Here is a 22,513-nt window from a genome sequence, read left to right as displayed (position 1 = left end):
CTCATTGCCTTCCAGCGCTCGCGTCCGGCTGCTCATTTCCAGAAAGGCTCGGGCGCCACATGACCCAACCCACCGTAGGAATCGAACCCCGCCCGGTGGCCATCGCCGGATATGGGGCGGGGGACATGGCAAACAGCATGGCATTCACCACCATCGGCATGTTCCTGCTCGTCTACTACACCGACGTCGCGGGCATTCCTGCAGCAGCGGCCGGTACCGTCCTGCTTCTTGCAGGGCTTTTCAACGGGGTCACCGATATCCTTGCCGGCCGCCTGGCTGACCGGAATTACCATCGCCGGCTCGGTAAATTTCGCCCGTTCCTCCTGTTTGGCGCCATCCCGCTCTCGTTGTGTGTCGCGATGTTTCACGTCCCCGGACTCGATCCCGCAGGCAAGTTGATCTACGCGTATGTCACCTACTTCGCGTTCTGCCTCGCCTACAGCATGGTCAACGTTCCCTACGGCGCCCTCGTTGGCGCCATGACACGCAACCCGCGGAGCCGCGCCCGGCTGGCCAGCGCGCGGACGATCGGGGGACTGGCGACCAGCTCAATCCTCGGTGTTTTCGTGGCGCCACTTCTGGGTGCGGGCGCCGACCTGCAGGGCATTTTCACGACGCTCACCATTGGCTTCGCCATTGCAGGCACCGGCCTCTACCTCTTCTGCGCCCTGTCTACCCGGGAGCAACTCCATCAGGCGTCTCCGAAGCTCTCTCTCCGCCAGGCTGGTGCAGCACTGAAGGGCAACACTCCCCTGCTGGTACTCTGCATCAGTTCCTTGCTTTTCATGACCTCAAATGTGGTCACCAATACGGCCAAGCTGTTCTATCTCAGGGACGTGCTGCAGCGGCTGGATCTCTTCCCGATAGTGGCCTTGGCGCAGGTCCTGCTCACGTTGACCCTCGCCGCAACCGCTCCACGCCTGGTTCACCGCTTCGGCAAGCGCAGCATCTATATCGCCGGTGGGCTCACCAGTGCCGTCGGAGGAATCCTCGTCTTCGCCGCACCGACGGAGCTCGTCTGGGTCGCCCTGCTGGGGATTTTCCTCGCCCTCGCTGGTGCCGCCAGTGTGAGCATCATGGTCTGGGCCCTGATCGCCGACACGGTCGAGTACGGCGAGTGGAAAACAGGGGTGCGGTCCGACGGCATAAACTACTCCCTACTGTCCTCCACCCGAAAAATCGGGATGGCGTTCGGTGGCGCTCTGGCCGCCTTCGCGTTGGCCTGGGGCGGCTATCAGTCGGGCGCCGTCCAGCAGTCCGAAGCAGCACTGTTGGGCATTCGGGTAGCCGCGGGGCTCGCGCCGGCGCTTGCCATCCTGGCCGCAGTCGCAGTGATGGGTTGGTATCGCCTCACCGATCGCACCCACGCCGAACTGGTCGCCACCATCCAGGGTCGCCCCTCACCCTGAGCCGGTTCGACCCAGCATCACCCCGCCCAACCCTGCGCGGCTGCGACGACCTCCCTGCCGGGTTAGCCGGGCGGGACGGGACCAGTACTCCCACGGGCAACGACCTGCGGGCTAAAGGTCGTCGCAAGGCTGACGCCCTCATCTTCCTGCAGTACCGCTTTCATTCGTTCCCAGGCAGCCTCACCCAGTTCGGTAATAGGAACCGCAGCTGTAGTCAACGGAGGCGTGGTGTAGCGAGCAAACGGAATGTCATCGAACCCGGTCACCGAAATTTCGCCTGGTACGTCGACCCCCCGCTCATGAAGGCCGCTGAGCAACCCCATCGCCACCAGGTCGTTGAACGCGAGCACCGCAGTGGCCCCCGAAGCAAGAATTCGCTCAACAGATTCGTGTCCCTCCGCAAAACTCACGCCACCGGACAGTGTCTGGAGTTCGACGTCGGGATGCTCGGCCACGAACTGGGTCAACCCGTCCACGCGCAGCCGGTTCGAGGCGCTCTGCGCGGGCCCAGAGAGGAACGCCAGCCGCTTGTGGCCCAACTCCACCAGGTAAGAGGCAAGCTCCTGAATACCCTGCCCGTAGTTGGCGGAAAGGGACGGAGTATTCTCGATAGCGACCGTGCGGTTTATCAGTACCAGCGGGTGCAGCGCGGATGCCAGCTCCTGAAGTTCAGCATCGCTCATGCGCGGGGCGCAGAGCACGACGCCGTCACACCGCCGTCGCGCCTCGGCCGCGAGAATGGCTTCCTCGCTCAACACCTCCGAAGAGTCCGCGATCAGCACCCGGTACCCGTCCCTCGCCGCCGCCCTGCTGACACCGCGCAGCATGGCCTGGAACGTGGGGTTTCCGAGGTCGGGCACCACCACCCCGATCGTGTCGGTTTTCCCGAGGGCGAGTGACCGTCCCACCGAATTGGGATAGTACTTCAGCTCTGCCGCCGAATCGCGGACACGCTGGGCAATCACCGGATCTACTGTGAAGTTTCCGTTCATTACCCGGGACACCGTGGCGTGCGAAACTCCGGCGTGTTTGGCCACGTCGGCAATGCCGGTGCGACGTGTGGTGGATCGCTTAGCCATAAGACCGTCCTACATCCATTCGGTTCGGTGCTCCACGCTACGCCCTGTTGACGGATGCACCCTTACTTGATACAAACTATATAACGCTTTCAGAAAACGTTTTCTCGTTCAGCTGTTCGCATCCAGCTGGATCCCACACCCCGTTCCTGGAAAGGGATATCCTGTGACCAACGTTGACACAGTGGACCTACTGCCCGACTCTGCCTTGGCGAGCGCCGACGCCTCCTCCGATACCCGGACCCGGTTCGCGCTGATTGGCACCGGCGCCCGCTCCGAAATGTACATCGAGGCTATCCTCGATACTCACGCAGATGTAGCCACCCTCGTCGGCCTCAGTGACACCAACCCGGGCCGGGTGGAGCACTACCAGAACGTGATCCGCCACCTCACCAAGGCACCCGATTCGACGGTTCCCACCTTCCAGCCGGAGAATCTCACCGCGTTCATCCGTGACAATGACGTCCAGCGGCTCATCGTCACCACCCCTGATTACACCCACGCCGACTACATCGTTGAAGCACTTGAAGCGGGCGCCGACGTCGTCGTGGAAAAGCCACTGACCATAGATGCGGAAGGATGCCAGCGAATCACGGCGGCCGTCGAGCAGACCGGTCACAGCGTGGTTGTCACCTTCAACTACCGGTATTCCCCCCGCAACAGTGCGCTCAAGGAAGTCATCCAGAGCGGAGCCCTCGGGACGATCACCTCGGTGGACTTCAGCTGGATGCTCGACACCGTCCACGGCGCTGACTACTTCCGTCGGTGGCACCGCGAAAAGGACAAGTCGGGCGGCCTACTCATCCACAAGGCATCCCACCACTTTGACCTCGTCAACTGGTGGATCGACGACGTCCCGCAGCGCGTCTATGCCTCGGGAGCCCTCCGCTTCTACGGCGATAAGAACGCTGCGGCCCGCGGTCTCGGGGAGCGGAACGACCGCGGAACCCACGATGGGGCCGACGCGGATCCCTTCGCCCTGGACCTGAGGGAAGATTCCCGCCTCGAATCGCTTTACCTCAAGAACGAACACCACGACGGCTACCGACGCGACCAGGACGTCTTTGCCGGTGGCATCACCATCGAGGACAACCTGGCCCTCGTGGTCGACTACCAGCGTGGTTCCACCCTCTCCTACTCCCTCAACGCCCACAGCCCCTGGGAGGGCTACCGGGTCTCGGTTAACGGTACCGAAGGCCGCGCCGAACTCGAAGTGGTTGAGCGCGCAGCAGTGTCTGGCAGCGCCGAGAAGAAGGACGTGGTCGACCCCAGCGCAACGCCCATCAGCGAGGACGACCAGGTTCGCCGCAACGGCGAGCGCCTCATCGTCCAGCGCCACTGGGAACCAGCATCCGAGGTCACCATCCACAACGGCGAAGGGGCTCATGGTGGCGGCGACCGACTGCTCCTGTCCGATCTGTTCAACGGCCCTGGCGCCGACCCATTGGGACGCCCCTCCGGCTATATCGACGGTCTGAGCGCGGTCGCCGTCGGGATCGCAGGCAACGAGTCTCTGGCCAATGGCATGCCCGTGCGCATCCCCGATCTAGGCCTCGGCATGGACCTCCGGCGGACGCCATGACGTGCACCACGTCAATCGGCGATACCCCACCAGATCGGGGTACTGTCCTCGTGACGGGTGGAGCGGGCAGACTGGGGCGCAGCGTCGTCACAGGTCTCGCGGAGGCCGGCTACGACGTCGTCTCTGTGGACCGCGACAGGGCTCCCGAGGGCATCTTCCCCGCTGGTGTAATCCAGGAGGCCGCGGATCTACTGACCGACGGTGAGCCATTCCGAATCATCCAGGCCCACCGGCCAGACTCGGTGATCCATCTGGCGGCCATCGCCGTCCCCTTCAGCGCACCCGAAGACGTCATCTTCAACACCAACAGCCGGCTGGCGTTCACCGTACTCCAGGCAGCCACCGATCTGGGCGTCGGCAAGATCATTACGGCCAGCAGCCCCACAGTGCTCGGTTATGGCGCCCCGTCAGGGTGGCTTCCAGCCGCCTTTCCCCTGGACGAAACCACACCGCCCCAACCATGGAACGCCTACGCCCTGTCCAAACACCTGGCCGAGCAGATCATGGAGATGTTCACCATTTCGCATGGGGAGCGCAGCCGGTACGCCGCCTTCCGTCCGTGCTTCGTCATCTCCCCGGAAGAGTGGCGTGGGGCGCCAACACAGCAGGGTCATACGGTCGAAGAGCGGCTCGCTGATCCGGCGCTCGCGGCGCCAGCACTGTTCAACTATGTTGACGCCCGTGATGTGTCCGATTTCCTTGACGTGCTGCTCCAAAAGATGGACTCCATCCCCAACGGGCAAACCTTCTTTGTTGGCGCGGCTGACTCGCTGGCCACGGAGCCGCTGGCGGTCCTGCTACCGAAGTTCATCGCCAATAGTGGGCCCCTCGCTGAATCCTTAACCGGCACCCACCCGGCCTTCTCCGTCGAGAAGGCCCACCGACTGCTCGGCTGGTCGCCCCGCCGCAGCTGGCGTTCGGAGTTGCAGCCCTCCGGGTCGGATTCCCTCTCCCCCGCAGCACCGCCCACCCTCGATATTGCAGCCGAGCTGGCAACAGCCTCGCGCGGAAACCAGGTAAACCCATGAAATTCGACGGCGTTCTCTTCTTTCCCGTTACCCCGTTCTCCCCGGACAACACAGTGGACCTTGAGGCCCTGAAAGAACACGTGGGCGCTCGGATGGAACACCAGCCAGGCGGAGTTTTCCCCGCCTGCGGCACCGGTGAGTTCCATGCGCTCAGCATCGAGGAAGTCAGTGACGTGGTGCGCGCAACAGTCGAGGTGGTTGCGGGGGCCGTACCGGTCGTCGCAGGCACCGGTGGTCCGCTCGGTCATGCCCTCGCCACGGCGCGGGCTGCAGAGCAGGCTGGGGCTGATGCGCTACTGGTCCTGCCCCCCTATCTGGTCAACGGTCCGACTGCAGGGCTGATTGCCTACGTTGAAACCATCGCCGCAGCAACCAGCCTGCCGGTCATCGTCTACCACCGGGCCAATGCGCGCTTCACTGCGGCAGCGATGACCCACCTCGCCGCAAATCCTCAAGTCATTGGCTTCAAGGACGGCATGGGCGACGTCGGCCTCGCCCAGGAAATTGTGTCCGCCGTCAAAGCCTCGGGACGCCGCGACTTCCTGTTCTTCAACGGTCTACTCACCGCCGAACTCACTCAGGGCGCCTACCGCGGCCTGGGCATTCCACTGTATTCTTCGGCCGCTTTCGCGATGGCACCTGACATCGCCAACGCCTATTACCGTGCGTACGTCAACCAGGATGAGGACCGCCGTCAGGAACTCTTGACCGGCTTTTACGAGCCGCTGGTGCGCCTGCGCGACCAGACCCCAGGGTTTGGCGTGTCGCTGATCAAGGCTGGGCTCGGCCTGGCGGGACACTCGTACGGGTCGGTGCGCCCCCCACTCGTCGATCCCACCGAGGACCAACTGCTTGAGCTCAAGCGCATCCTCGAAGCTGGCCACACCCTGGCGTCCGCCCACGCATGAGTGCCCGCATCACCGGGCTGACCACCCGGTTGCACACCATCGAGCTGTCCCGGCCGTGGGGTCCTGACGTTCCCGAGGTTCATGTCGTCTCCACTGAGGTGAGCACCGACGACGGTCGCACCGGGCTCGGCTTCTCGTGGACCCCCACCATCGGCGCCCACGCTGTCCAGGCGCTGCTGGAGCACGATATCGCCCCATTCATCAACGGGCTCGAAGCCAATCCGGAGATCGTCTGGGACCAGCTGTGGAAGTGGCTGCACGAGGCCGGCGGCGGCGGGCTCACCACCATTGCCATGGCGGGGGTTGACCTGGCACTGTGGGACCTGGCCGCGAAGGAACATAACTCCTCACTGGCCGGGTTGCTGGGTCAGCGCCAGGACGCCGTGAACGTCTACGGGTCGGGGGTGAACCTGCACTACACCCAGGATGAGCTGGTAGCCCAGGTGGGCCGGTGGGTTTCGGAAGGTAAAACTGCTGTCAAGATCAAGGTCGGCAAACCGCACATCCGGGAGGATGTGGAACGCGTCGCCGCCGTCCGGGACGTCCTTGGATTAGACCGGAAACTCATGATCGACGCCAACCAGCGGTGGGATCTGCCGACCGCACTGCGAGCCATTGATGCCTTGGAAGAGTTTGATCTGGAGTGGCTTGAGGAGCCTCTGCGAGCCGACGACCTCTGGGCATATGCCCGGCTGCGGAAGCACTCCCGCGTGCCGATCGCCCTCGGGGAGAACGTCCACACCATCTACCGCTTCCGTGATTTCATCGCAGCCGAAGCCGTGGACATCATTCAGCCAAACATTGTCCGGGTGGGGGGTATTACTCCCTTCCGGCGGATCGTCGAACTGGCCCGTGCCCACAGCATCAAAATCACCCCACATTTGCTGCCCGAACTGTCGGGCCAATTGGCGCTCACCCTGGCCGAACCGACCTGGGTGGAAGATGTCGAGGACGCCTCGTTCGAAGGCCTTGGCGTACTGGCCGGACCCAGCCCAATCTCCATCATTAATGGGAAACTCACCACCACAGGGCAGGTTGGCCTCGGCCTTCGCTTCGCCCCCTGAAACCATCCGGTCAGCATCAGCACAGACCGCTGACCCATCTATTGGAAGAGGAACACATCGTGACCACCACTTCAGAGCTCAATGAGCTCACCAAAGCCGCCACTGCCGCGGCGGCCATTGCTGCAGCAGCCACCGACGCTGAGCGTGCCACCTGGCTGATCGCCGCTGCCGACGCACTGGATGCGAACGCGGACGAACTGGTAGCTCTTGCCGATACTGAAACCCGGTTGGGGCCAGTCCGCCTGAAGAGCGAGGTTGGTCGAACCACCGGCCAGTTGCGTCTCTTCGCGCAAGTGATTACCGAGGGCTCCTACCTGGAGGCCATCATCGATCACGCAGACCCTTCGGCGGCGCCGCCGAAACCGGACCTGCGAAGGATACTGCGCCCGCTCGGCCCAGTCGGTGTCTTCTCGGCCTCCAACTTCCCCTTCGCCTTCTCTGTGGCGGGCGGTGATACAGCCTCAGCTCTCGCCGTGGGCTGCTCGGTGATCGTGAAAGCCCACTCGGGACACCTGAAACTTTCCGAACGCACCGCCGAGATCGTCGCCGACGCGCTCGACAAGGCCGGTGCGCCCCGCGGTATCTTCGCCCTGATCAGCGGCCGCAGTGCGGGAACCGAACTGGTGCAGCATCCAGCCATCAAAGCGGTTGGCTTCACCGGCTCCATCCCCGGCGGCCGCGCCTTGTTTGATCTCGCGGTATCCAGGCCCGACCCCATCCCCTTTTATGGCGAACTGGGCAGCCTGAACCCCGTCGTCGTGACGGCTACCGCCTTCGCCGCGCGCAGCACTGAACTCGCCGAGGGCCTGGTGGGCTCCTTCACCATGGGCACCGGACAGTTCTGCACCAAGCCGGGGCTGGTGTTCATCCCAGCGGGCACCGACTTCCCGGCACAGGTTGCCGCAGCTGCCGCGACCAAGGGCGAGGCACCCATGCTCACCACCCGGATCGCCGAGGCCTACCCTGACGGCCTCCGGCAGCTCGCGGACCAGCCAGGCGTCGAGGTGCTCAGCGGTGAGATAGCCCAGCAATCGGCCAGCGGTGAGGCAGCCCCGGTGGTCTTCTCCACCAGCGCTTCGGCTGTGCTGGCCAACCCGGAGACCATCCTGGAGGAGTGCTTCGGCCCGACAACGGTGCTCATCGAGTACACCGACCAGGATGAACTCGCAGCCGTTCTTGAAAAAGTACCCGGCAGCCTGACCGGAACGATCCACGCTGAGGCTGGCGAGGACGTCACGGCACTGGTGACGCAACTGTCAGGTCTCGCCGGCAGGGTGCTGTTCAATGGCTGGCCCACCGGTGTCGCAGTGAACTGGGCCCAGCAGCACGGCGGTCCGTGGCCCGCCACGACCTCCCTTTTCACCTCGGTGGGCGCGACGGCGGTCCGCCGGTTCCTGCGTCCCGTCGCCTATCAGGACGCACCAGAAGCAATGCTCCACCCGGCACTGCAGGAGGAGAATCCACTCGGCATCCCCCGCCGGGTTGACGGTCAGCTCACCGTCTCCAGCTAGCGTCCACCAATACCGAAACCGCCCTACAGCTGAAGAGTTGTGGGGCGGTTTCGGTTGCCTACCCCGATGGTTGGCCAGCGTGGGTCAACGCTGAGCACGTCAATCCCCGCGTCGCCCACCAGCACCGTGTCCTCGATTTTCACGCCGGGAGCCGACGGGTTCCAGGTAAAGGCCTGGTTGGCCAGCACCTCGTCGTCAGTAGCTGGCGTGGCCCGGGGGTCTCTCCCCGCGTAGCCCGCCGGACCACCCTGGTGATGCAGTTGCCATTGGTCAGCACCAAAACCGTGCTTCTGATAGGACGCCCGGAGCACGCTGAAGGCTTCATTCAACCGCGTACCGGGCACCGTTGCGTTGAAGATATCCCGCTCCACCAACGCGATCCGCCGCTCGGCGTCGAGCGCTGCTGCAGTTGCACCACCAAACCGCACCCACCGGGTAACGTTTGCGACCATGCCGTGACGGCGCGCGCAGACCACCACCATGGCCCCGGCCCCCAGCGATGATTTGGTGGGCAGTGGATGCCGGAAGGCCGACCGGCTGCTGCCGTTGCACAGCAGGACGAGGGGCTCAGCACCAGCGGCGGTCACCAGCCCGGCCAGGGCAGCTACTACCTCCCGCTCCGTGGTCTGCGGCGTCACCGTTGCCAAAACGTCGGTCAGGATCGTTGCGACCTCCCGGTTCAGCGACCGGTACCTGCCGAGTTCGACGGGCAGGAGGCTGCGGCGGGCGTCACGCAGGTCGCGGCTCACCTCCGCTTCGGCAACGGCGGAGATTCCGGTCCCGAACCAGCCGGCGACGTCGTGCAGGGGCTGATGCCACGGCACCTGGTGGAGCGCGAGCCCGGGCGGAAGCTCCTCGGCCGTGAGCCGTTCGATCTCGTTATTGAAGGTCACCAGATGATCCCCGTCGCGGGTCACCAGCACAGCAGCCACCGGGTCCCCGGCCAGACTAATGTGAACCCGGCTACCGCCGAGATACCAGGTCAGGACCGTGTTGGTGGTCAGAAGAACAGCTTCGTGGCCTCGCCGTTCAAGGGCCGCCAGAACCCGGCTCCGTTTGGTTTGCCGGTCGGCTGCCTGATCCGCTGCGGTGGGTTGATCCTCCGGATTGCTGGGCGCAGGGAGCGCAGGGTCACCGACCAGCATGCCGCCGCTCACTTCCGGCCCATGGTGCGATTGAGGAGGGCTTCGATACCTGGGGCGTCGAGCCTGCCATCGGCGACCATGACCTTGACGGTCCTGGTCAGCGCGGACCCCGGTTCGAGGACCACCGGATGCTCCCAGGCCAGCGACAGGCCGACGCCGGGGTATCCCTCCAACCTGACGAACCAGGGGTCGGGCGCCTCCGGGGAGGCCAGGAACAGCAGGGTCGCGTCGCTGCCGCCAAACTGGGCGTCAACTGCCAGCCACGGGGAGGTAGTTCCGTGGACGCCCGCTTCCCCGGCAGCGTCGGCCGTGTGGATGTTGGTTTCGCTCACTGGGGGCAGCCGCCAGAAGAACCCACCGTAGCCGCCTCCTGTCCGCCCGTTGGACCCTGGGCTGCCGAGCTCCACCCGGGTCCCGCGAGCGGTGAGGGTGAACTCCAGGGTGAGCAGCCAGGTGGAGCGGTCCACCTGGGCCCAGGACCAGCGGCGTATTTCATCCAGCAGGACCGATTCGTCAGGTCCGGTCCAGACCAGGGTCTCGGTGAGCGTTGTGCCGGTTGCCTCCGAGCCGGTGGATTCGATGCGCCCGTGGTCGTCCCGCCAGATGTACCCGGCCGCTTCCCTGCGGTAGGTGCGGCCGCCCCAACAATTTACGCCGTTGACATCCTGGATGGCGACTCCCGCGCCCAGGTGCCAGACATGGTCCAGTGGCAGATGGTCGGTGACGACCGTGCCACCGAGGGTGCGTACCGGGTGAAGGTATGGTCGGGGGGCCAGCGGCGGCGCGATGGTGCTGCCGTCGCGATGGTCGGCGACGGTCTTTCCGTCGAGCGTGAAGCTCTTGGCTGAGGAGGTCGCCCCGGTCCACTCCGGGACGAGTTCACTGAAGAGGGCCTGCGCCCGCTGTGCACGCCGAATCAGGGATTCGACGTCGTGCACCACCGGGTGGGCGTCATCTGCGTCGCCCTGCCAGGTGATGAATCTGGACGGAATGGCGCGGGGTGCTTCGGCGGTCCGAATAGCCTCCATTACGGTCATGAAAGCGCCTGCGGATTCGAGCGGGCTCAGGAGGGGAACGCCTTCGGAGCGGTGGGCCAGCAGGTTCTCGAGCAAATCGGTTCGGCCGAAGTATTCAATCTGGTCGCCTGCGGCTGTGGTGACAGCGAGCTCATCCTCGGTGTAGTAGAAGACGATCCGCCCGCTGGTGCCTTCTACCGTGACGCTGGGGCGTTCCTGGGTCGACGCGGCCAGGGTCAGCGCGCAGAGTACTGTCTGCCCGGAGGCGGTGCGGATCCGCAGGGCCGTGGTGTCGTCGCTTTCGATCTCGTGCGCGCGGAACAGGTCGGTCTCGACCGACAAGATGTCGGCCCGGGTGCGGGCGCCGGCCACCCGGAGGGCAGTTGCCACGGCGTGGGCAAGGGGGTTGGTGGCTACACCGTCAACTACATCTTCGCCGTCGAGGGTTCGTTTGCCGGCCCATCGGGACCGTTTGAAATATCCTCGGCTACGGACCCAGCGACCTTCAGCACTGATCCCGCGCACCGAGCCGATCTTTCCGGTGGAAACAAGTTCATCAATACGGTCCAGGGCCAGGGAGCCCAGGCTCTGAAACCCGGTTTGGACTACTGAAGCAGAGTCGGCTGCAGCGGCAAGGAGGTCCTCGAACTGCGCCATCGACGCGACAGGGGGCTTTTCCAGGTAGACGTCGCTGCCCAGGGTGAAAGCGGTCTGGGCGAGCGGGGCGTGCGACTGGATGGGAGTTGCAATGATCACGATGTCTGGCTTGGCTCCCGAATAGGCGAGGGCGTCGAGATCGCGGTACACCCCTACTGAAGCATCAAGGGTGTCGGGCTGAGGTGGTGTTGGATCCGCGACGGCGACCAAACGCGTCCGTCCCTCCGCCTCCAGCCGAGCGAGGTTGGCCAGGTGGCGCGCTCCATACCCATGCACGCCAACCAGGGCTACCGTCGGAACCGGCTGCATCACCGTGTGATGGGGGGTTGCTGCGTGAACATCGGGGAGGGCCATCAGTTGATCTTTCTGTAGATAAGCGGCCGGGAACAGGTGGGAGGGGACGGCGTCATGCCATCCCCTCCCACCTGAGGTTTCCTAGCCTGCGCTGATCAGGTTTTCGATCTCGCTGGTCATCTGCTCGGTTGCCTGCTCGGGTGTCAGTGTCTCGAAAAGCACCTCCGAGACGTACCGGCCCACGACATCCTGCACGCCGCCGGCTCCGACAGGCGAAGGCAGCGGGGCCTCAGCCATGTCAGGACGAATCTCGTCCAGGAAGGACACCACTGACTGGTCTGCCTCACCCAGCTCAGGGGTGATTGCCTCGGCCATGTCAGGGTTCACCGGGACCCCACGGTCAACAAGCATTACCTTTGCCGCTTCGGCGTCGTTGGCGAGGAAGTTCACAAACTCGGCTGCCGCTTCCTTGTTTTCTGACTGCTCTGAAACGGACCAGTACATAGAGGCCTTGTAGTACATACCGTTATCGGCTGCATTGCCTGACTCCGATGGAACACGGAGCATGGTGATGTCGCTGTCAGACGCCGTACGTAGGGCGGCCAGCTGGTTGGACCAGTACCAACCCATCCCTGCGCGGTTGGTGGGGAACTCGCCGGCTTCAAAAGTTCCCGAGGAGTTCTCGGTGAACTCGGAGGCGGTAGGTCCGCCGCCGTCGTCGCGCACGGTCAGAAGGTGCTCAAACCAGGAGGTGACGTTCTCCGGGCTATAGCCGACTCCGCCGTCTTCCTCGTTGTAGAGGGACTCGCCCTGCTGGCGTAGCCAGATGCGCAGGTCAACGTCCTGCGCTCCAAACTCGGTGCCAAGGGCATCACCCCCCAGCTTCTCCTCGAGTTCTGCCGAGATGTCGTAGTAGTCATCCCAGGTCCAGGTGCTGTCATCCGGTAACTCCATACCGGCTTCCTCGAACAGACCCTCGTTCACCATGACCACGTAAGCGTTCTGGCCGGTACTCAACCCGTAGAGGCCATCCTCGTACCGGCCCAGGTTCAGGGCCGACTCGTCGAACTTGCCAAGATCCAGGCCCGGGAGCTCGCTCAGATCGGCGAGGGCGCCGCGGCCGGCGTACTCCTGAAGATACTTCTCATCCATGGTGATGATGTCTGGAGCGTCGCCACCTGCAGTTGTGGTCGCCAGCCGGTCCCAGTAACCGCCGAAGTCGCCGTACTCACCGGAGATGGTGACACCCTCATTGTTCTCCTCGAACATTGAGATCAACTGCTCATTGGCCTCATGGCGGGGGTCTGAGCCCCACCAAGAGAAGCGCATGTCTGCAGCGCCGGAGGCGTCACTGGCGCTGTCGCTACCCCCACCGCAAGCGGTCAGTCCCAGCCCGAGCGCCATGGCCATGGCCACCGCGCTGCGGCTCTTATTAGTGCCTGAGAATTTCGTCATTGATTTCCTCTTCTGTGATTTGTTCGACTGCATTGTGGATTCGATTGATCTTGTGGGCGGAATGACTAGCTCTGGATCAGGGCTTCAATCTCAGCGGTCATCTGTTCTGCCGCCTCGGCGGGGGTGAGGTTCCCGAACAGCACTTCCGAGTCGTAGCGGAGGATCACGTCCTGAACCCCGCCAGCACCTACCGGTGATGGGGCGGGACTGGTGGCGACACTCGATTCGATCTCTTCCAGGAAATCGACAACTGCCTGATCCGCCTCGCCGAGCTCCGGCCGGACGGCGGCTGCCATGTCCGGGTTTACTGGCACGCCGCGGTCGACCAGCATCTTCTTGGCTGGCTCCTCATTGTTGGCGAGGTAGTTCACGAAGTCCGCTGCGGCGTCCTGATTCTCGGACTGGCTGGAAATTGACCAGTACATGGATGCTTTGTAGTACATACCGTTATCGGCTGCATTACCTGCCTGAGAAGGCGCACGCAGCATTCGAACGTCGCTGCCCGACGACGCCCTGAGGACGCCCAACTGGTTGGACCAGTACCAACTCATTGCCGTTTTGTTTGTCGGAAAGCTTTGACCTTCAAAGGTTCCGGCCTGTGCCTCAGTCCATTCGGATGGAGACGTTCCGCCAGCCTCGTCACGGACCTTCAGCAGGTGCTCAAACCATGACTCAGCTCCTGCGGGGGTGTAACCCACCCCATCGTTGGTGTCGTTGTAGAGAGCCTCACCCTGCTGGCGCAGCCAGACCCGCAGGCTGCCATCCGGTGAGTTTCCGTAGTCGGAGCCACTCACCCCGTCGAGGTTTTCGGAGAGTTCCTTGGAGATCTGGTAGTAGTCATCCCAGGTCCAGGTAGTGTCGTCGGGAATTTCAACCCCCGCTTCTTCAAAGAGATCAGCGTTGACCACGACGGTGAGCGCATTGCGTCCGGTGCTCAAGCCGTACAGCCCGTCTTCAAACCTGCCCAGGTCGAGTGTTGTTTCATCGAACTTGGACAGATCGAGGTTCGGCAGCTCGGAGAGGTCAGCCAAAGCACCGCGGCCTGCGTATTCCTGCAGGTACTTTTCGTCCATCGTGATGACGTCAGGCGAGTCGCGGCCCGCAGTGGTGGTGGCGAGACGGTCCCAGTAGCCGGAGAAGTCCGAGAACTCCCCTTCAATGGTGACCCCCTCGTTGGCAGCCTCATAATCCTCGATGATTGCTTCATTGACTGCATGGCGGGGGTCTGATCCCCACCACGAGAACCTAAGGCTGCCGTCCCCCTCGCTCGCACCACCACCGCCGCAGGCGGCGAGTGAAAGGCTGAGGCCGGCGACCATGGTGACTGCGGTGGCGGTCTTGATACGGGTTGAGAAATTCTTCATCGAACGCTTCTTTCCTTGCGCGCCGGATGACGCTGCATACGTGCCGTAATTGGTTTACTTACCGCCGGTGGTGGCGATGCCCTTGACGAGATACTTCTGGCCGAGCAGGAAGACCAGGAAGATCGGAAGCAGGGAGACAATCGACATGGCGAACAAGGAACCCCATGAGGATGTGGCGGTCGAATCGACGAAGGAGCGCAGGGCGACAGGCACCGTGTACATCTCCGGATCGGTCAGGTAAATCAGCTGGCTGAAGAAGTCGTTCCAGGTCCATATGAACGTGAAGATGGTGGTGGTGGCCAGCGCTGGAAGCATCAGCGGGAGGATGATCTTGCTGAAGATCTTGAAGTGGCCGCAACCGTCGATCCGGGCAGCCTCATCCAGCTCTCTGGGCAGGCCGCGAATGAACTGGATCATCAGGAAGACGAAGAATGCATCAGTGGCCAGGAGTTTCGGGAGGATGAGCGGGACAAAAGTATTCACCCAGCCGAGCTCAGAGAAAATGATGTACTGAGGCACAATCACCACGTGGATCGGGAGCATGATCGTCATCAGCATGATGGCGAAGAGCACGCTCCTCTTCCTGAACCGTAGTCGCGCAAAGGCGTATGCGGCCAAGGAGCAGGAGACCAGGTTGCCGACAATGGAACCGAGGACCACGATCATCGAGTTGATCATGTAGTGACCAAACGGCGACTGCAGGGCGTTCCAGCCCTCAACATAGTTGCTGACCTCGAAGTGGGTGAGGAACAGACCGGTGAGGCGGAAGATCTCGTCGTTGGGACGAAGTGAACTGACAAGCATCCACAGCAACGGGTACAGCATGACGAAGCCGAAGACGATCAGGATCGCGTGTTTGATCAGACGGTTCCTGCGGCCGTTGTCTTTGGGCTTGACAGCCCCTTGGGGGGATGGTGAAGGGGACGTTTCTGGCCGTTCGGGGACTGGGGGTACCTGTCCCTCGCTGGCCTGCATATTAGTCGTCATAGAACACCCAGTATTTCGATGCGATGAAGTTCAGGAAGGTGAAGACAGCGATGATGACCAGGAGTAGCCAGGCCATCGCTGAGGCATAGCCCATGTTGAAGTTTCCGAAACCCTGTTGGTAGAGATACAGGGTGAAGAACATGGTCGAGTCGCTTGGCCCGCCTGTCCCGCCTGAGACCACGAAGGCTTGGGTGAAGGACTGGAAGGCGCCGATGATCTGGAGCACCAGGTTGAAGAAGATGATGGGGGTCAGCAGCGGGATGGTAATGGTGGCGAACTGCCGCACCTTCGAGGCGCCGTCCACTGAAGCAGCCTCGTAATACATGGTGGGAATCTGGCGGAGGCCTGCCAGGAAGATGATCATCGGTGCGCCGAAGGTCCACACATTGAGGATCATCAGGGTGCCGAGCGCGGTCGAGGGGTCGGAAATCCATCCCATGCCATCAATGCCGACCAGGGCGAGTACCTGGTTGATCAAGCCGTCGTTGCCGAAGATCTGGCGCCACAGGACGGCGATAGCAACCGATCCGCCGAGCAGTGATGGGAGGTAGTAGATGGATCGATAGAATCCAAGCCCTTTCATCCCACGGTCCAGAACCAGTGCCAGCGCGAGTGCCGCAATGAGTTGAAGGGGTACTGAGATGAAGACGTAAAGGAAGGTGACCTTCAGGGAGTTCAGGAGCCGGGAGTCCTGCATCATCCGGATGTAGTTGTCCAGGCCGATCCATTCGGGAGCCTGCAGGAGGTTGTAGTTCGTAAATGAAAGATACAACGACGCCGCCATCGGGCCGACCGTGATCAGTGCAAGACCAAGGATCCACGGCGCCAGGAACAGATAGGAGGCGCGTTCTTCCTTCTTCTCAGCGTCGGTAAGTTTGCGCTTGGGCCCCTTGGGGCCGCGCTTCATTTGGGATAGTTCACCTAAGGCTGACATTACCCGCCCTTACCGCCCGCAGGGGAAAGTGAGCGGGCGTATCAGTTGGGAAGTTATCTGGCACCGTACCCATTCCGCCTCCTATCGAATCGTCATTGGTCCTAGTAGTCTTTAGCGAACCGAGAAAACGGTTTCTCAGGCGGCCTTAGTAGACAGTAACGTGTGACGTGTCCCACGTCAAGGAAAGCGGTTTCCAACAGTGTCGGTCAGTCACATAACTCAGCAGTGGAGCTCGCGCAGATGCTTATAGAAGGCCGATTTGAGCTCGAATCCAATGCCTGGCGCGTCCGTCGGACTGGTCCGCCCTCCCTGCACCACAGCCTGGTCAGCAAATCCGCCGGTCGGGAAGAACTCGCCGGGATACGACTCGTTGCCGCCCAGTTTGAGCGCCGCGGCGATATGCAGGGCAAACTGATGGCCCCCATGCGGAATGCAGGATCGGGTGGACCAGCCGAAGTCCGGGAGGATCGCCTGAATTCGAAGGTACTCAACCAGCCCGTAACCCAGCACCGGATCAAACTGGAGAATATCCAGTTCGGGCCTCATGCCGCCGTAGCGCAGGAGGTTACGGGCATCAGGCAGCGAGAAGAGGTTCTCTCCGGTCGCCATCCGATGCGGGTACCGTTCGCCGAGGCTGGCTTGCAGGTGATAGTCGAGAGGATCCCCAACCTCCTCGTACCAAAAGAGGTTATATGGCGAAATTGCCTCGGCGTAGGCCAGCGCAGTATCCAGATCGAACCGCCCGTTGACGTCGACGGCGAGGTTCTGCCCGCCGCCCATGATCTCCATGGCGGCTTCAATCCGCCGCAGGTCCTCCGCGAGGCTTGCTCCGCCGATTTTCATCTTGGCGACCGTGTAGCCCAGATCCAGGAACTTCTTCATTTCATCCTGAAGTTCCGGCAGGCCCTTTCCGGGGGCGTAGTACCCGCCGGCAGCGTAGACAAACACATCTTCGTCAGGGGAACCGTCGCCGTAGTGGTCCGAGAGATAGCGGTAGAGCGGTTTGTCATCAATTTTGGCGACGAGGTCGAAAAGTGCCATGTCGAGGACGCCGACGGCGACCGATCGCTCGCCGTGACCGCCCGGCTTTTCGTTCTGCATCACGATCTCCCAAATCTTCTCCGGCGAAAAGTTGCTGCCATCCTCCCGAAGAATGTCTGCTGGGTCCGCGGCCATCAACCGGGGAATCACCCGCCGTCGCAGAATGTCACCGGCACTGTATCTGCCGTTGGAGTTGAAGCCGTACCCCACCAGGGGCTTTCCATCGCGAATCACGTCGCTGACCACAGCGATAATCGAGACGTCCATCATGCTGAAATCAACCCAGGCATTGCGCATCGTGGAACTGATGGGCAGCGTGTCCTCGTGGATGGAAACGATCCTCATTGATTTACCTCCGGTGTTATAACTTATAATCTAGGCCGGGACGCTATCAACGCGTTGACGACCTGTCAATGATCGCGTCAGAAGGAACGGGTGCTGCGTGGACAATGAAGCTGTGATGTACAAGACCAAGAGCGACCTGGCCTACGCGGAGGTGCGGAGCCGGATTTTGTCGGGCGCGTTGCCGCCTGGATCCCTCCTCCCCCAGCGGCAGCTGGCAGCATCCCTCGGCATGAGCCTGACCCCGCTCCGCGAGGCGCTCAAGCGCCTCATGACCGAGGAACTGGTTGATCTCGAGAGTCATCGGGATGCTCGGGTCTCGACCATCGACTCGCAGGAAGTCCGGGACTTCATGGATGTCCGGTTAGCGCTCGATCCATTTGCCGCCCAGCTGGCGGCCGAGCGCTACACGGAATCCGACGTCGCCGTGATGGAAGAAGCTTTCAAGAACCTTCTTCCTGTTACCCGCACCCACGGTGATGCGGCCCTGAGCGCCCACCGGGAATTTCATGCGTCAATTTACCGTGCCACCCACAACCCCCGCTTGATCCACCTGCTGGATGAAACCTGGGATCAGTCTGATCGGTACCGCCGGCTCGGACTTGCCCGGCCGGAGGGCGAATCCTTGCGCGCCCAGGACCATGACGAGCATGCCGACCTGTTACGGCTCGTTCTTGCTCGCCGGCCGGAAGCTGCGAGGGATCTAATGGAGGGTCACGTGCGGCGCAGCGTGATCTCGCTGGCGGCGGACGGCCTCGCCGGGGATTGACTGAGTGCCCTGCCTACTGCTTCGCTCTCTTGTATAACAAGTCAAGAACTTGTATTATCGGATGAAAATTTCAACGTCGGGACATTTTCATGGACACTCTCCTCACCTCTTCCGATCCTCTGGCCGCTGTCTCGGGCGGGGAGGCGTCCTCTGACCGGATCCGGTACGTCAAACTCGCCACCCTCACCCTCCCGCTCAGCACCCCTATCAGCGACGCCAAAGTGCTCACCGGACGCCAAAAGCCTATGACGGAGATCGTCTTCCTCTTCGCCGACATCTACTCGGAGCAGGGGCACCATGGAACCGGTTTTAGCTACTCCAAACGAGCCGGCGGGCCAGCCCAGTACGCCCATGCCAAAGAAGTGGCGGCAAACCTTTTGGGCCAGGATCCCAATGACATTGGCAGGGTCTATCAACTGCTGTTGTGGGCCGGGGCATCGGTCGGCCGCAGCGGGGTTGCCACCCAGGCAATCGCCGCGTTGGACATTGCGCTTTACGATCTCAAAGCGAAGCGGGCAAACCTTCCCCTGGCCAAGCTTCTGGGTGCCTACCGAGACTCAGTGAAGACCTACAACACCTCGGGCGGCTTCCTTCAGGCGTCAGTCGATGAAGTGAAAGAGCGAGCTACAGCGTCTTTGGCCGAGGGCATCGGTGGAATCAAGATCAAAGTGGGGCACCCTGACCCGGCAGTTGACCTGACCCGCGTTGCGGCGCTTCGCGAACATCTCGGGCCAACCGTCCCGCTGATGGTCGATGCCAACCAACAGTGGGATCGGCCCACGGCGATGCGGATGGGACGCACACTCGAGCAGTTCAACCTCACCTGGATTGAGGAACCGCTCGATGCCTATGACGCCGAAGGACACGCCCAGCTGACCCAGGCCCTGGATACACCCATCGCCACGGGTGAAATGCTCTCCAGCGTCAACGAACACCTCGACCTCATCACCCATCGATCCGCCGACATCATTCAGCCCGACGCACCACGCATCGGCGGCATCACCCCCTTCCTGCGGTTGGCGGCCCTCGCCGACCAGGCGGGCCTCCAACTCGCGCCACATTTCGCCATGGAAATTCACCTTCATCTCGCTGCGGCATACCCCCGGGAACCGTGGGTGGAACACTTCGAGTGGCTTAACCCGCTCTTCAACGAGCGGCTCCAAACGATTGACGGCCGCATGATCGTTCCAAACCGGCCGGGGCTGGGATTCACCCTCAGCGAACAGGCCGCGGCGTGGACCTCAGACACAGTGGAATTCGGCACCCGATGACCACCCTCGCCAGTCGGGTCGTCGAAGACCTGAGGCAAAGCCTGCTCGACGGGCGCCTGGTGCCGGGGGACAAGCTGCCATCCGAGTCCGCGCTGGAGAAACAGTTCTCAGTCAGCCGAACGGTGGTGCGGGAGGCCCTCTCCCGCCTTCAAACGGCAGGTCTGGTGGAGACCTACCGCGGCAAAGGGACCTTTGTTCTGACCCGACCGAGTGGACAACCGTTCGCCGTCGAACCCGGAGAAATACGCTGCCACCAGGATCGCCTGGATCTCGTGGACTTCAGGATCGGCGTGGAGACTGAAATCGCCGCTCTCGCAGCCCGTCGCCACACGGTGGTGGAGTTGGGTGCCATCGAGAAGGCGCTGGCCGCATTTGGTGCTATCGAGCAGTCCCCTCGCGCCGCCGTCGAAGCCGACTTCGCCTTCCATCGCAGCATCGCCGTCGCGGCCCACAATCGGCTTTATCTGGACCTCGTCGTCTCGCTGGGCGCGTCAATGATCACCATGCCGCAGACCCGGCTGGTGCCGGAGAATCCGGAATCTGCGGCCAGCCGTTTCAACGTGGTGAGCCACGAGCATCTCGTCATTTTCGCCGCAATCGGCGACAGAGATCCGCAAGGCGCTGCCGCAGCGATGCGTACCCACCTCACCAATTCGCGGCTTCGGCTGGCCTCCACCACGGGTCAGGCTTAGGGCATTGAGTCAGCCCAGCGCCATTGGCGGGTATGAGGACTGGCCCGCGTTCATGGCGACCCAGGACCGCTACACCCCCGCCGACAGCACATCGAACCGGGTCGCAGCAGCGCTCGGCGTGCCCGCGGTCACCCCGCTCAACCATGACCGCGACCTCTTCTGGCACGACGACGTCATCGTCGATGGGGTACGGATCCGCCACCTTGGCTGGCAGCTGCCCTTCGGCCCTCTGACCAGGGCCACGCTGCTGATCCCGCTGCACCACACCGGGAAACTGCCCGGCCTACTCTGGCTGAACTGCCACGGAGGCAACAAGTGGCTCGGGGCGGAACGTTTGGTCGACATTGGCCCGGACACCTCGCCCGACGTCGTCGCGCTCCAGCACAAGCTTTATGCCGGACGTGCAGTCGCCAACGACTTTGCCAGGGCCGGTTTCGCGGTCCTGGTGCACGATGCGTTCAGCTGGGGTAGCCGGCGGTTTAATCTCGATCCTGCACCCGGCCGGGCCGCCGATGCCCTGCGCGCCGCCACCGCTCTGTGGGCCAACCAAGGGGTGCAGGCTGGCCAGGAGCTGAAGTACAACACCTTGGCCGCCCATCACGAGAACACCGTGGCGAAGGCCGCTGCGCTCCTGGGCACCAGCTATGCAGGGATGGTGGCCTACGAGGACCTGACGGCGCTCAGTGTCCTGCGCGGCCTGCCGGGAGTCGACGCGACCCGGATTGGGACTGGCGGGTTCTCCGGCGGGGGTGGACGCGCGTTGGTGTTGGCGGCGATCGCCGGGGATCTGGCTGCCTGCGTGATCGCCTGCATGATGACCACCCATGAGTCGCTGCTCCCCGCCCACCTTGAGAGTCACTCCTGGCTATTAAGCACCCCGGGTCTCGCCACGGTCTCCGACTGGCCCGATCTGACGACGCTCGCGCCGGGCACCCACTTCCTGATGCAGTACGCCCTCGATGACGGCCTGTTCCCGGTCGAGGGCATGCGGGCGGCGGACCGCCGCCTGCGGGAACTGCACCACGACACTGCCGACCGCTACCGTGGTGCGTGGCACGCTGGCGGCCACGTGTTCACGGCTGAGTTCCTCACTCAGGCTCGTGATCACTTCCTCGACGTCCTGCATTAGTCCTCGGGCTTGTCCCAGTCCTTGCGATGCTGCCTTACATTCACGGTCAGGACGGTGAACAGCAGGCACCCCATCCCTGCCACGAACAGTGGTGGCAACAACCATGTCACCACCCCCGAGACAGCCAGGACCACCACGATCAGCACCCCGCCCACCGGGTCGCCGCTCAGCATCCGAACACCCTCGAGGACTGCCGCCTTCCAGCCGCGTTCGGGTGCCCAATGGTAGCCCGCCTGCAGCAGGATCAGCACGGTCAGCGCCAGGCCCAAAATTCCGACGGCGAGGATCACCGGCCACGCGAACAATACCTGGGCCAGGGAGAGGAAGATGTTCAACCCGAGGAGCCCGGCGACCACTACTGCCACCGCGCCGACCACCAGACCGCCAGGCAATGCCCGTAGAAAATCGGCGCCGTAGTCCCGCACTGAACTACGCTCTGCCCGAAGGTACCGCTGCAAGTGTCGGGTGCCGGCGGCGATTGCTGCCGGAAGGGTGATGATCGGGAGCCCGGCGAAGGCGGTGAGCACGCCCGCCCAGATCACCTGCGCGAACAGTTCAACCCCTTTGGTGGCGCCTGGCCACTTCGATTCGGTGCCGTCCGGTTCCGGTGGCATAGTCTCCCGGCGACGCCAGCCAACCATTACGTTCTACCCGGTGGCGTGGGGCCAATCGACGCGCGGCATGAGGCACAGCTAAGTGAAACCATAGCTACAGCATGACAGGCTCTGGCGCCGAGGGTGAAGTGGGAGCAGACTGTGGGGAAGCGCTTACCATCAGGTGGCACTTGCCGCCCCGTCTTGGGTGCGCATGCAACAATGCTAGAGGCACCGACTGGGGAC

Annotated in this window: 19 protein-coding genes; 10 read left to right on the top strand and 9 right to left on the bottom strand. The window is 62.9% G+C overall.

The window, feature by feature from the left end; all coding sequences use genetic code 11:
- The first annotated feature begins 59 nt into the window (after positions 1–59).
- Positions 60–1,409: a glycoside-pentoside-hexuronide (GPH):cation symporter gene (locus tag ACX80T_RS02170; RefSeq protein WP_459303587.1), complete on the top strand. Its 1,350-nt coding sequence runs from the start codon at positions 60–62 to the stop codon at positions 1,407–1,409.
- A gap of 62 nt (positions 1,410–1,471) precedes the next feature.
- Here the strand turns inward: ACX80T_RS02170 and ACX80T_RS02165 are convergent, their stop codons facing one another.
- Entirely contained in the window at positions 1,472–2,488 is a 1,017-nt protein-coding gene (locus tag ACX80T_RS02165; RefSeq protein WP_459303586.1) for a LacI family DNA-binding transcriptional regulator, read from the bottom strand.
- Between the two features lie 181 nt (positions 2,489–2,669).
- On the opposite strand from ACX80T_RS02165, the gene ACX80T_RS02160 reads away from it, so the two are divergent.
- Genes ACX80T_RS02160 through ACX80T_RS02140 form a run of 5 tightly spaced genes read left to right on the top strand, consistent with a single transcriptional unit; the run spans position 2,670 to position 8,578 of the window.
- The gene (locus ACX80T_RS02160) at positions 2,670–4,067 is read left to right on the top strand and encodes a Gfo/Idh/MocA family protein (protein ID WP_459303632.1); all 1,398 of its coding nucleotides are present in this window, start codon (positions 2,670–2,672) and stop codon (positions 4,065–4,067) included.
- A complete protein-coding gene (locus ACX80T_RS02155) occupies positions 4,064–5,095 on the top strand; it encodes an NAD-dependent epimerase/dehydratase family protein (protein ID WP_459303585.1) in 1,032 nt (343 codons plus the stop codon). The genes ACX80T_RS02160 and ACX80T_RS02155 overlap by 4 nt, the downstream gene beginning before the upstream one ends.
- Complete coding sequence (locus ACX80T_RS02150) at positions 5,092–6,003, top strand: 5-dehydro-4-deoxyglucarate dehydratase (RefSeq protein WP_459303584.1); 912 nt, start codon at positions 5,092–5,094, stop codon at positions 6,001–6,003. The genes ACX80T_RS02155 and ACX80T_RS02150 overlap by 4 nt, the downstream gene beginning before the upstream one ends.
- Positions 6,000–7,067: a mandelate racemase/muconate lactonizing enzyme family protein gene (locus tag ACX80T_RS02145; protein WP_459303583.1), complete on the top strand. Its 1,068-nt coding sequence runs from the start codon at positions 6,000–6,002 to the stop codon at positions 7,065–7,067. Before ACX80T_RS02150 ends, ACX80T_RS02145 begins: the two co-directional genes overlap by 4 nt.
- A 56-nt stretch (positions 7,068–7,123) precedes the next feature.
- On the top strand, positions 7,124–8,578 hold the full coding sequence (locus ACX80T_RS02140) for an aldehyde dehydrogenase (NADP(+)) (protein ID WP_459303631.1): 1,455 nt from the start codon (positions 7,124–7,126) through the stop codon (positions 8,576–8,578).
- A gap of 23 nt (positions 8,579–8,601) precedes the next feature.
- Here the strand turns inward: ACX80T_RS02140 and ACX80T_RS02135 are convergent, their stop codons facing one another.
- The 7 genes from ACX80T_RS02135 to ACX80T_RS02105 form a co-directional block, all read right to left on the bottom strand.
- A complete protein-coding gene (locus ACX80T_RS02135; protein ID WP_459303630.1) occupies positions 8,602–9,723 on the bottom strand; it encodes a M24 family metallopeptidase in 1,122 nt (373 codons plus the stop codon).
- An 8-nt stretch (positions 9,724–9,731) separates the two neighbouring features.
- A complete protein-coding gene (locus tag ACX80T_RS02130) occupies positions 9,732–11,750 on the bottom strand; it encodes a DUF6807 family protein (protein ID WP_459303582.1) in 2,019 nt (672 codons plus the stop codon).
- Positions 11,751–11,831: 81 nt separating this feature from the next.
- Positions 11,832–13,145 carry an ABC transporter substrate-binding protein gene (locus ACX80T_RS02125; protein WP_459303581.1) on the bottom strand — a complete coding sequence of 438 codons (1,314 nt, stop codon included), beginning with the start codon at positions 13,143–13,145 and terminating at the stop codon, positions 11,832–11,834.
- A gap of 65 nt (positions 13,146–13,210) precedes the next feature.
- Positions 13,211–14,509: an ABC transporter substrate-binding protein gene (locus ACX80T_RS02120; RefSeq protein WP_459303580.1), complete on the bottom strand. Its 1,299-nt coding sequence runs from the start codon at positions 14,507–14,509 to the stop codon at positions 13,211–13,213.
- Positions 14,510–14,563: 54 nt separating this feature from the next.
- The gene (locus ACX80T_RS02115) at positions 14,564–15,496 is read right to left on the bottom strand and encodes a carbohydrate ABC transporter permease (protein ID WP_459303579.1); all 933 of its coding nucleotides are present in this window, start codon (positions 15,494–15,496) and stop codon (positions 14,564–14,566) included.
- A complete protein-coding gene (locus ACX80T_RS02110) occupies positions 15,486–16,430 on the bottom strand; it encodes a carbohydrate ABC transporter permease (RefSeq protein ID WP_459303578.1) in 945 nt (314 codons plus the stop codon). The genes ACX80T_RS02115 and ACX80T_RS02110 overlap by 11 nt, the downstream gene beginning before the upstream one ends.
- Before the next feature lie 219 nt (positions 16,431–16,649).
- Positions 16,650–17,816, bottom strand: a complete 1,167-nt coding sequence (locus ACX80T_RS02105; protein WP_459303577.1) for a mandelate racemase/muconate lactonizing enzyme family protein — start codon at positions 17,814–17,816, stop codon at positions 16,650–16,652.
- A 97-nt stretch (positions 17,817–17,913) separates the two neighbouring features.
- Between ACX80T_RS02105 and ACX80T_RS02100 the strand changes: the two genes are divergently transcribed.
- The 4 genes from ACX80T_RS02100 (at position 17,914) to ACX80T_RS02085 (ending at position 21,674) form a co-directional block, all read left to right on the top strand.
- A complete protein-coding gene (locus ACX80T_RS02100) occupies positions 17,914–18,582 on the top strand; it encodes a GntR family transcriptional regulator (RefSeq protein ID WP_459303576.1) in 669 nt (222 codons plus the stop codon).
- Positions 18,583–18,671: 89 nt separating this feature from the next.
- Positions 18,672–19,853 carry an L-talarate/galactarate dehydratase gene (locus tag ACX80T_RS02095; protein ID WP_459303575.1) on the top strand — a complete coding sequence of 394 codons (1,182 nt, stop codon included), beginning with the start codon at positions 18,672–18,674 and terminating at the stop codon, positions 19,851–19,853.
- Entirely contained in the window at positions 19,850–20,545 is a 696-nt protein-coding gene (locus tag ACX80T_RS02090; RefSeq protein ID WP_459303574.1) for a FadR/GntR family transcriptional regulator, read from the top strand. Before ACX80T_RS02095 ends, ACX80T_RS02090 begins: the two co-directional genes overlap by 4 nt.
- Before the next feature lie 4 nt (positions 20,546–20,549).
- Positions 20,550–21,674: an acetylesterase gene (locus tag ACX80T_RS02085; RefSeq protein ID WP_459303573.1), complete on the top strand. Its 1,125-nt coding sequence runs from the start codon at positions 20,550–20,552 to the stop codon at positions 21,672–21,674.
- Here ACX80T_RS02085 and ACX80T_RS02080 read toward each other — a convergent pair.
- Entirely contained in the window at positions 21,671–22,288 is a 618-nt protein-coding gene (locus ACX80T_RS02080; RefSeq protein WP_459303572.1) for a hypothetical protein, read from the bottom strand. The two genes, ACX80T_RS02085 and ACX80T_RS02080, sit on opposite strands and share 4 nt — an antisense overlap.
- Positions 22,289–22,513 lie beyond the last annotated feature (225 nt).

Source organism: Arthrobacter sp. Sr33, assembly GCF_054511195.1.
This window is presented reverse-complemented; position numbering and strand designations above follow the sequence as displayed.

Excerpts from the sequence above, each read along its gene's own strand:
- ACX80T_RS02165 (WP_459303586.1), bottom strand. The coding sequence starts at position 2,488 with ATGGCTAAGCGATCCACCACACGTCGCACCGGCATTGCCGACGTGGCC.
- ACX80T_RS02125 (WP_459303581.1), bottom strand. The coding sequence starts at position 13,145 with ATGACGAAATTCTCAGGCACTAATAAGAGCCGCAGCGCGGTGGCCATG.
- ACX80T_RS02130 (WP_459303582.1), bottom strand. The coding sequence starts at position 11,750 with ATGGCCCTCCCCGATGTTCACGCAGCAACCCCCCATCACACGGTGATG.
- ACX80T_RS02080 (WP_459303572.1), bottom strand. The coding sequence starts at position 22,288 with ATGCCACCGGAACCGGACGGCACCGAATCGAAGTGGCCAGGCGCCACC.
- ACX80T_RS02135 (WP_459303630.1), bottom strand. The coding sequence starts at position 9,723 with ATGCTGGTCGGTGACCCTGCGCTCCCTGCGCCCAGCAATCCGGAGGAT.
- ACX80T_RS02090 (WP_459303574.1), top strand. The coding sequence starts at position 19,850 with ATGACCACCCTCGCCAGTCGGGTCGTCGAAGACCTGAGGCAAAGCCTG.
- ACX80T_RS02095 (WP_459303575.1), top strand. The coding sequence starts at position 18,672 with ATGGACACTCTCCTCACCTCTTCCGATCCTCTGGCCGCTGTCTCGGGC.
- ACX80T_RS02155 (WP_459303585.1), top strand. The coding sequence starts at position 4,064 with ATGACGTGCACCACGTCAATCGGCGATACCCCACCAGATCGGGGTACT.
- ACX80T_RS02120 (WP_459303580.1), bottom strand. The coding sequence starts at position 14,509 with ATGAAGAATTTCTCAACCCGTATCAAGACCGCCACCGCAGTCACCATG.
- ACX80T_RS02145 (WP_459303583.1), top strand. The coding sequence starts at position 6,000 with ATGAGTGCCCGCATCACCGGGCTGACCACCCGGTTGCACACCATCGAG.
- ACX80T_RS02170 (WP_459303587.1), top strand. The coding sequence starts at position 60 with ATGACCCAACCCACCGTAGGAATCGAACCCCGCCCGGTGGCCATCGCC.
- ACX80T_RS02105 (WP_459303577.1), bottom strand. The coding sequence starts at position 17,816 with ATGAGGATCGTTTCCATCCACGAGGACACGCTGCCCATCAGTTCCACG.
- ACX80T_RS02115 (WP_459303579.1), bottom strand. The coding sequence starts at position 15,496 with ATGACGACTAATATGCAGGCCAGCGAGGGACAGGTACCCCCAGTCCCC.
- ACX80T_RS02110 (WP_459303578.1), bottom strand. The coding sequence starts at position 16,430 with ATGTCAGCCTTAGGTGAACTATCCCAAATGAAGCGCGGCCCCAAGGGG.
- ACX80T_RS02150 (WP_459303584.1), top strand. The coding sequence starts at position 5,092 with ATGAAATTCGACGGCGTTCTCTTCTTTCCCGTTACCCCGTTCTCCCCG.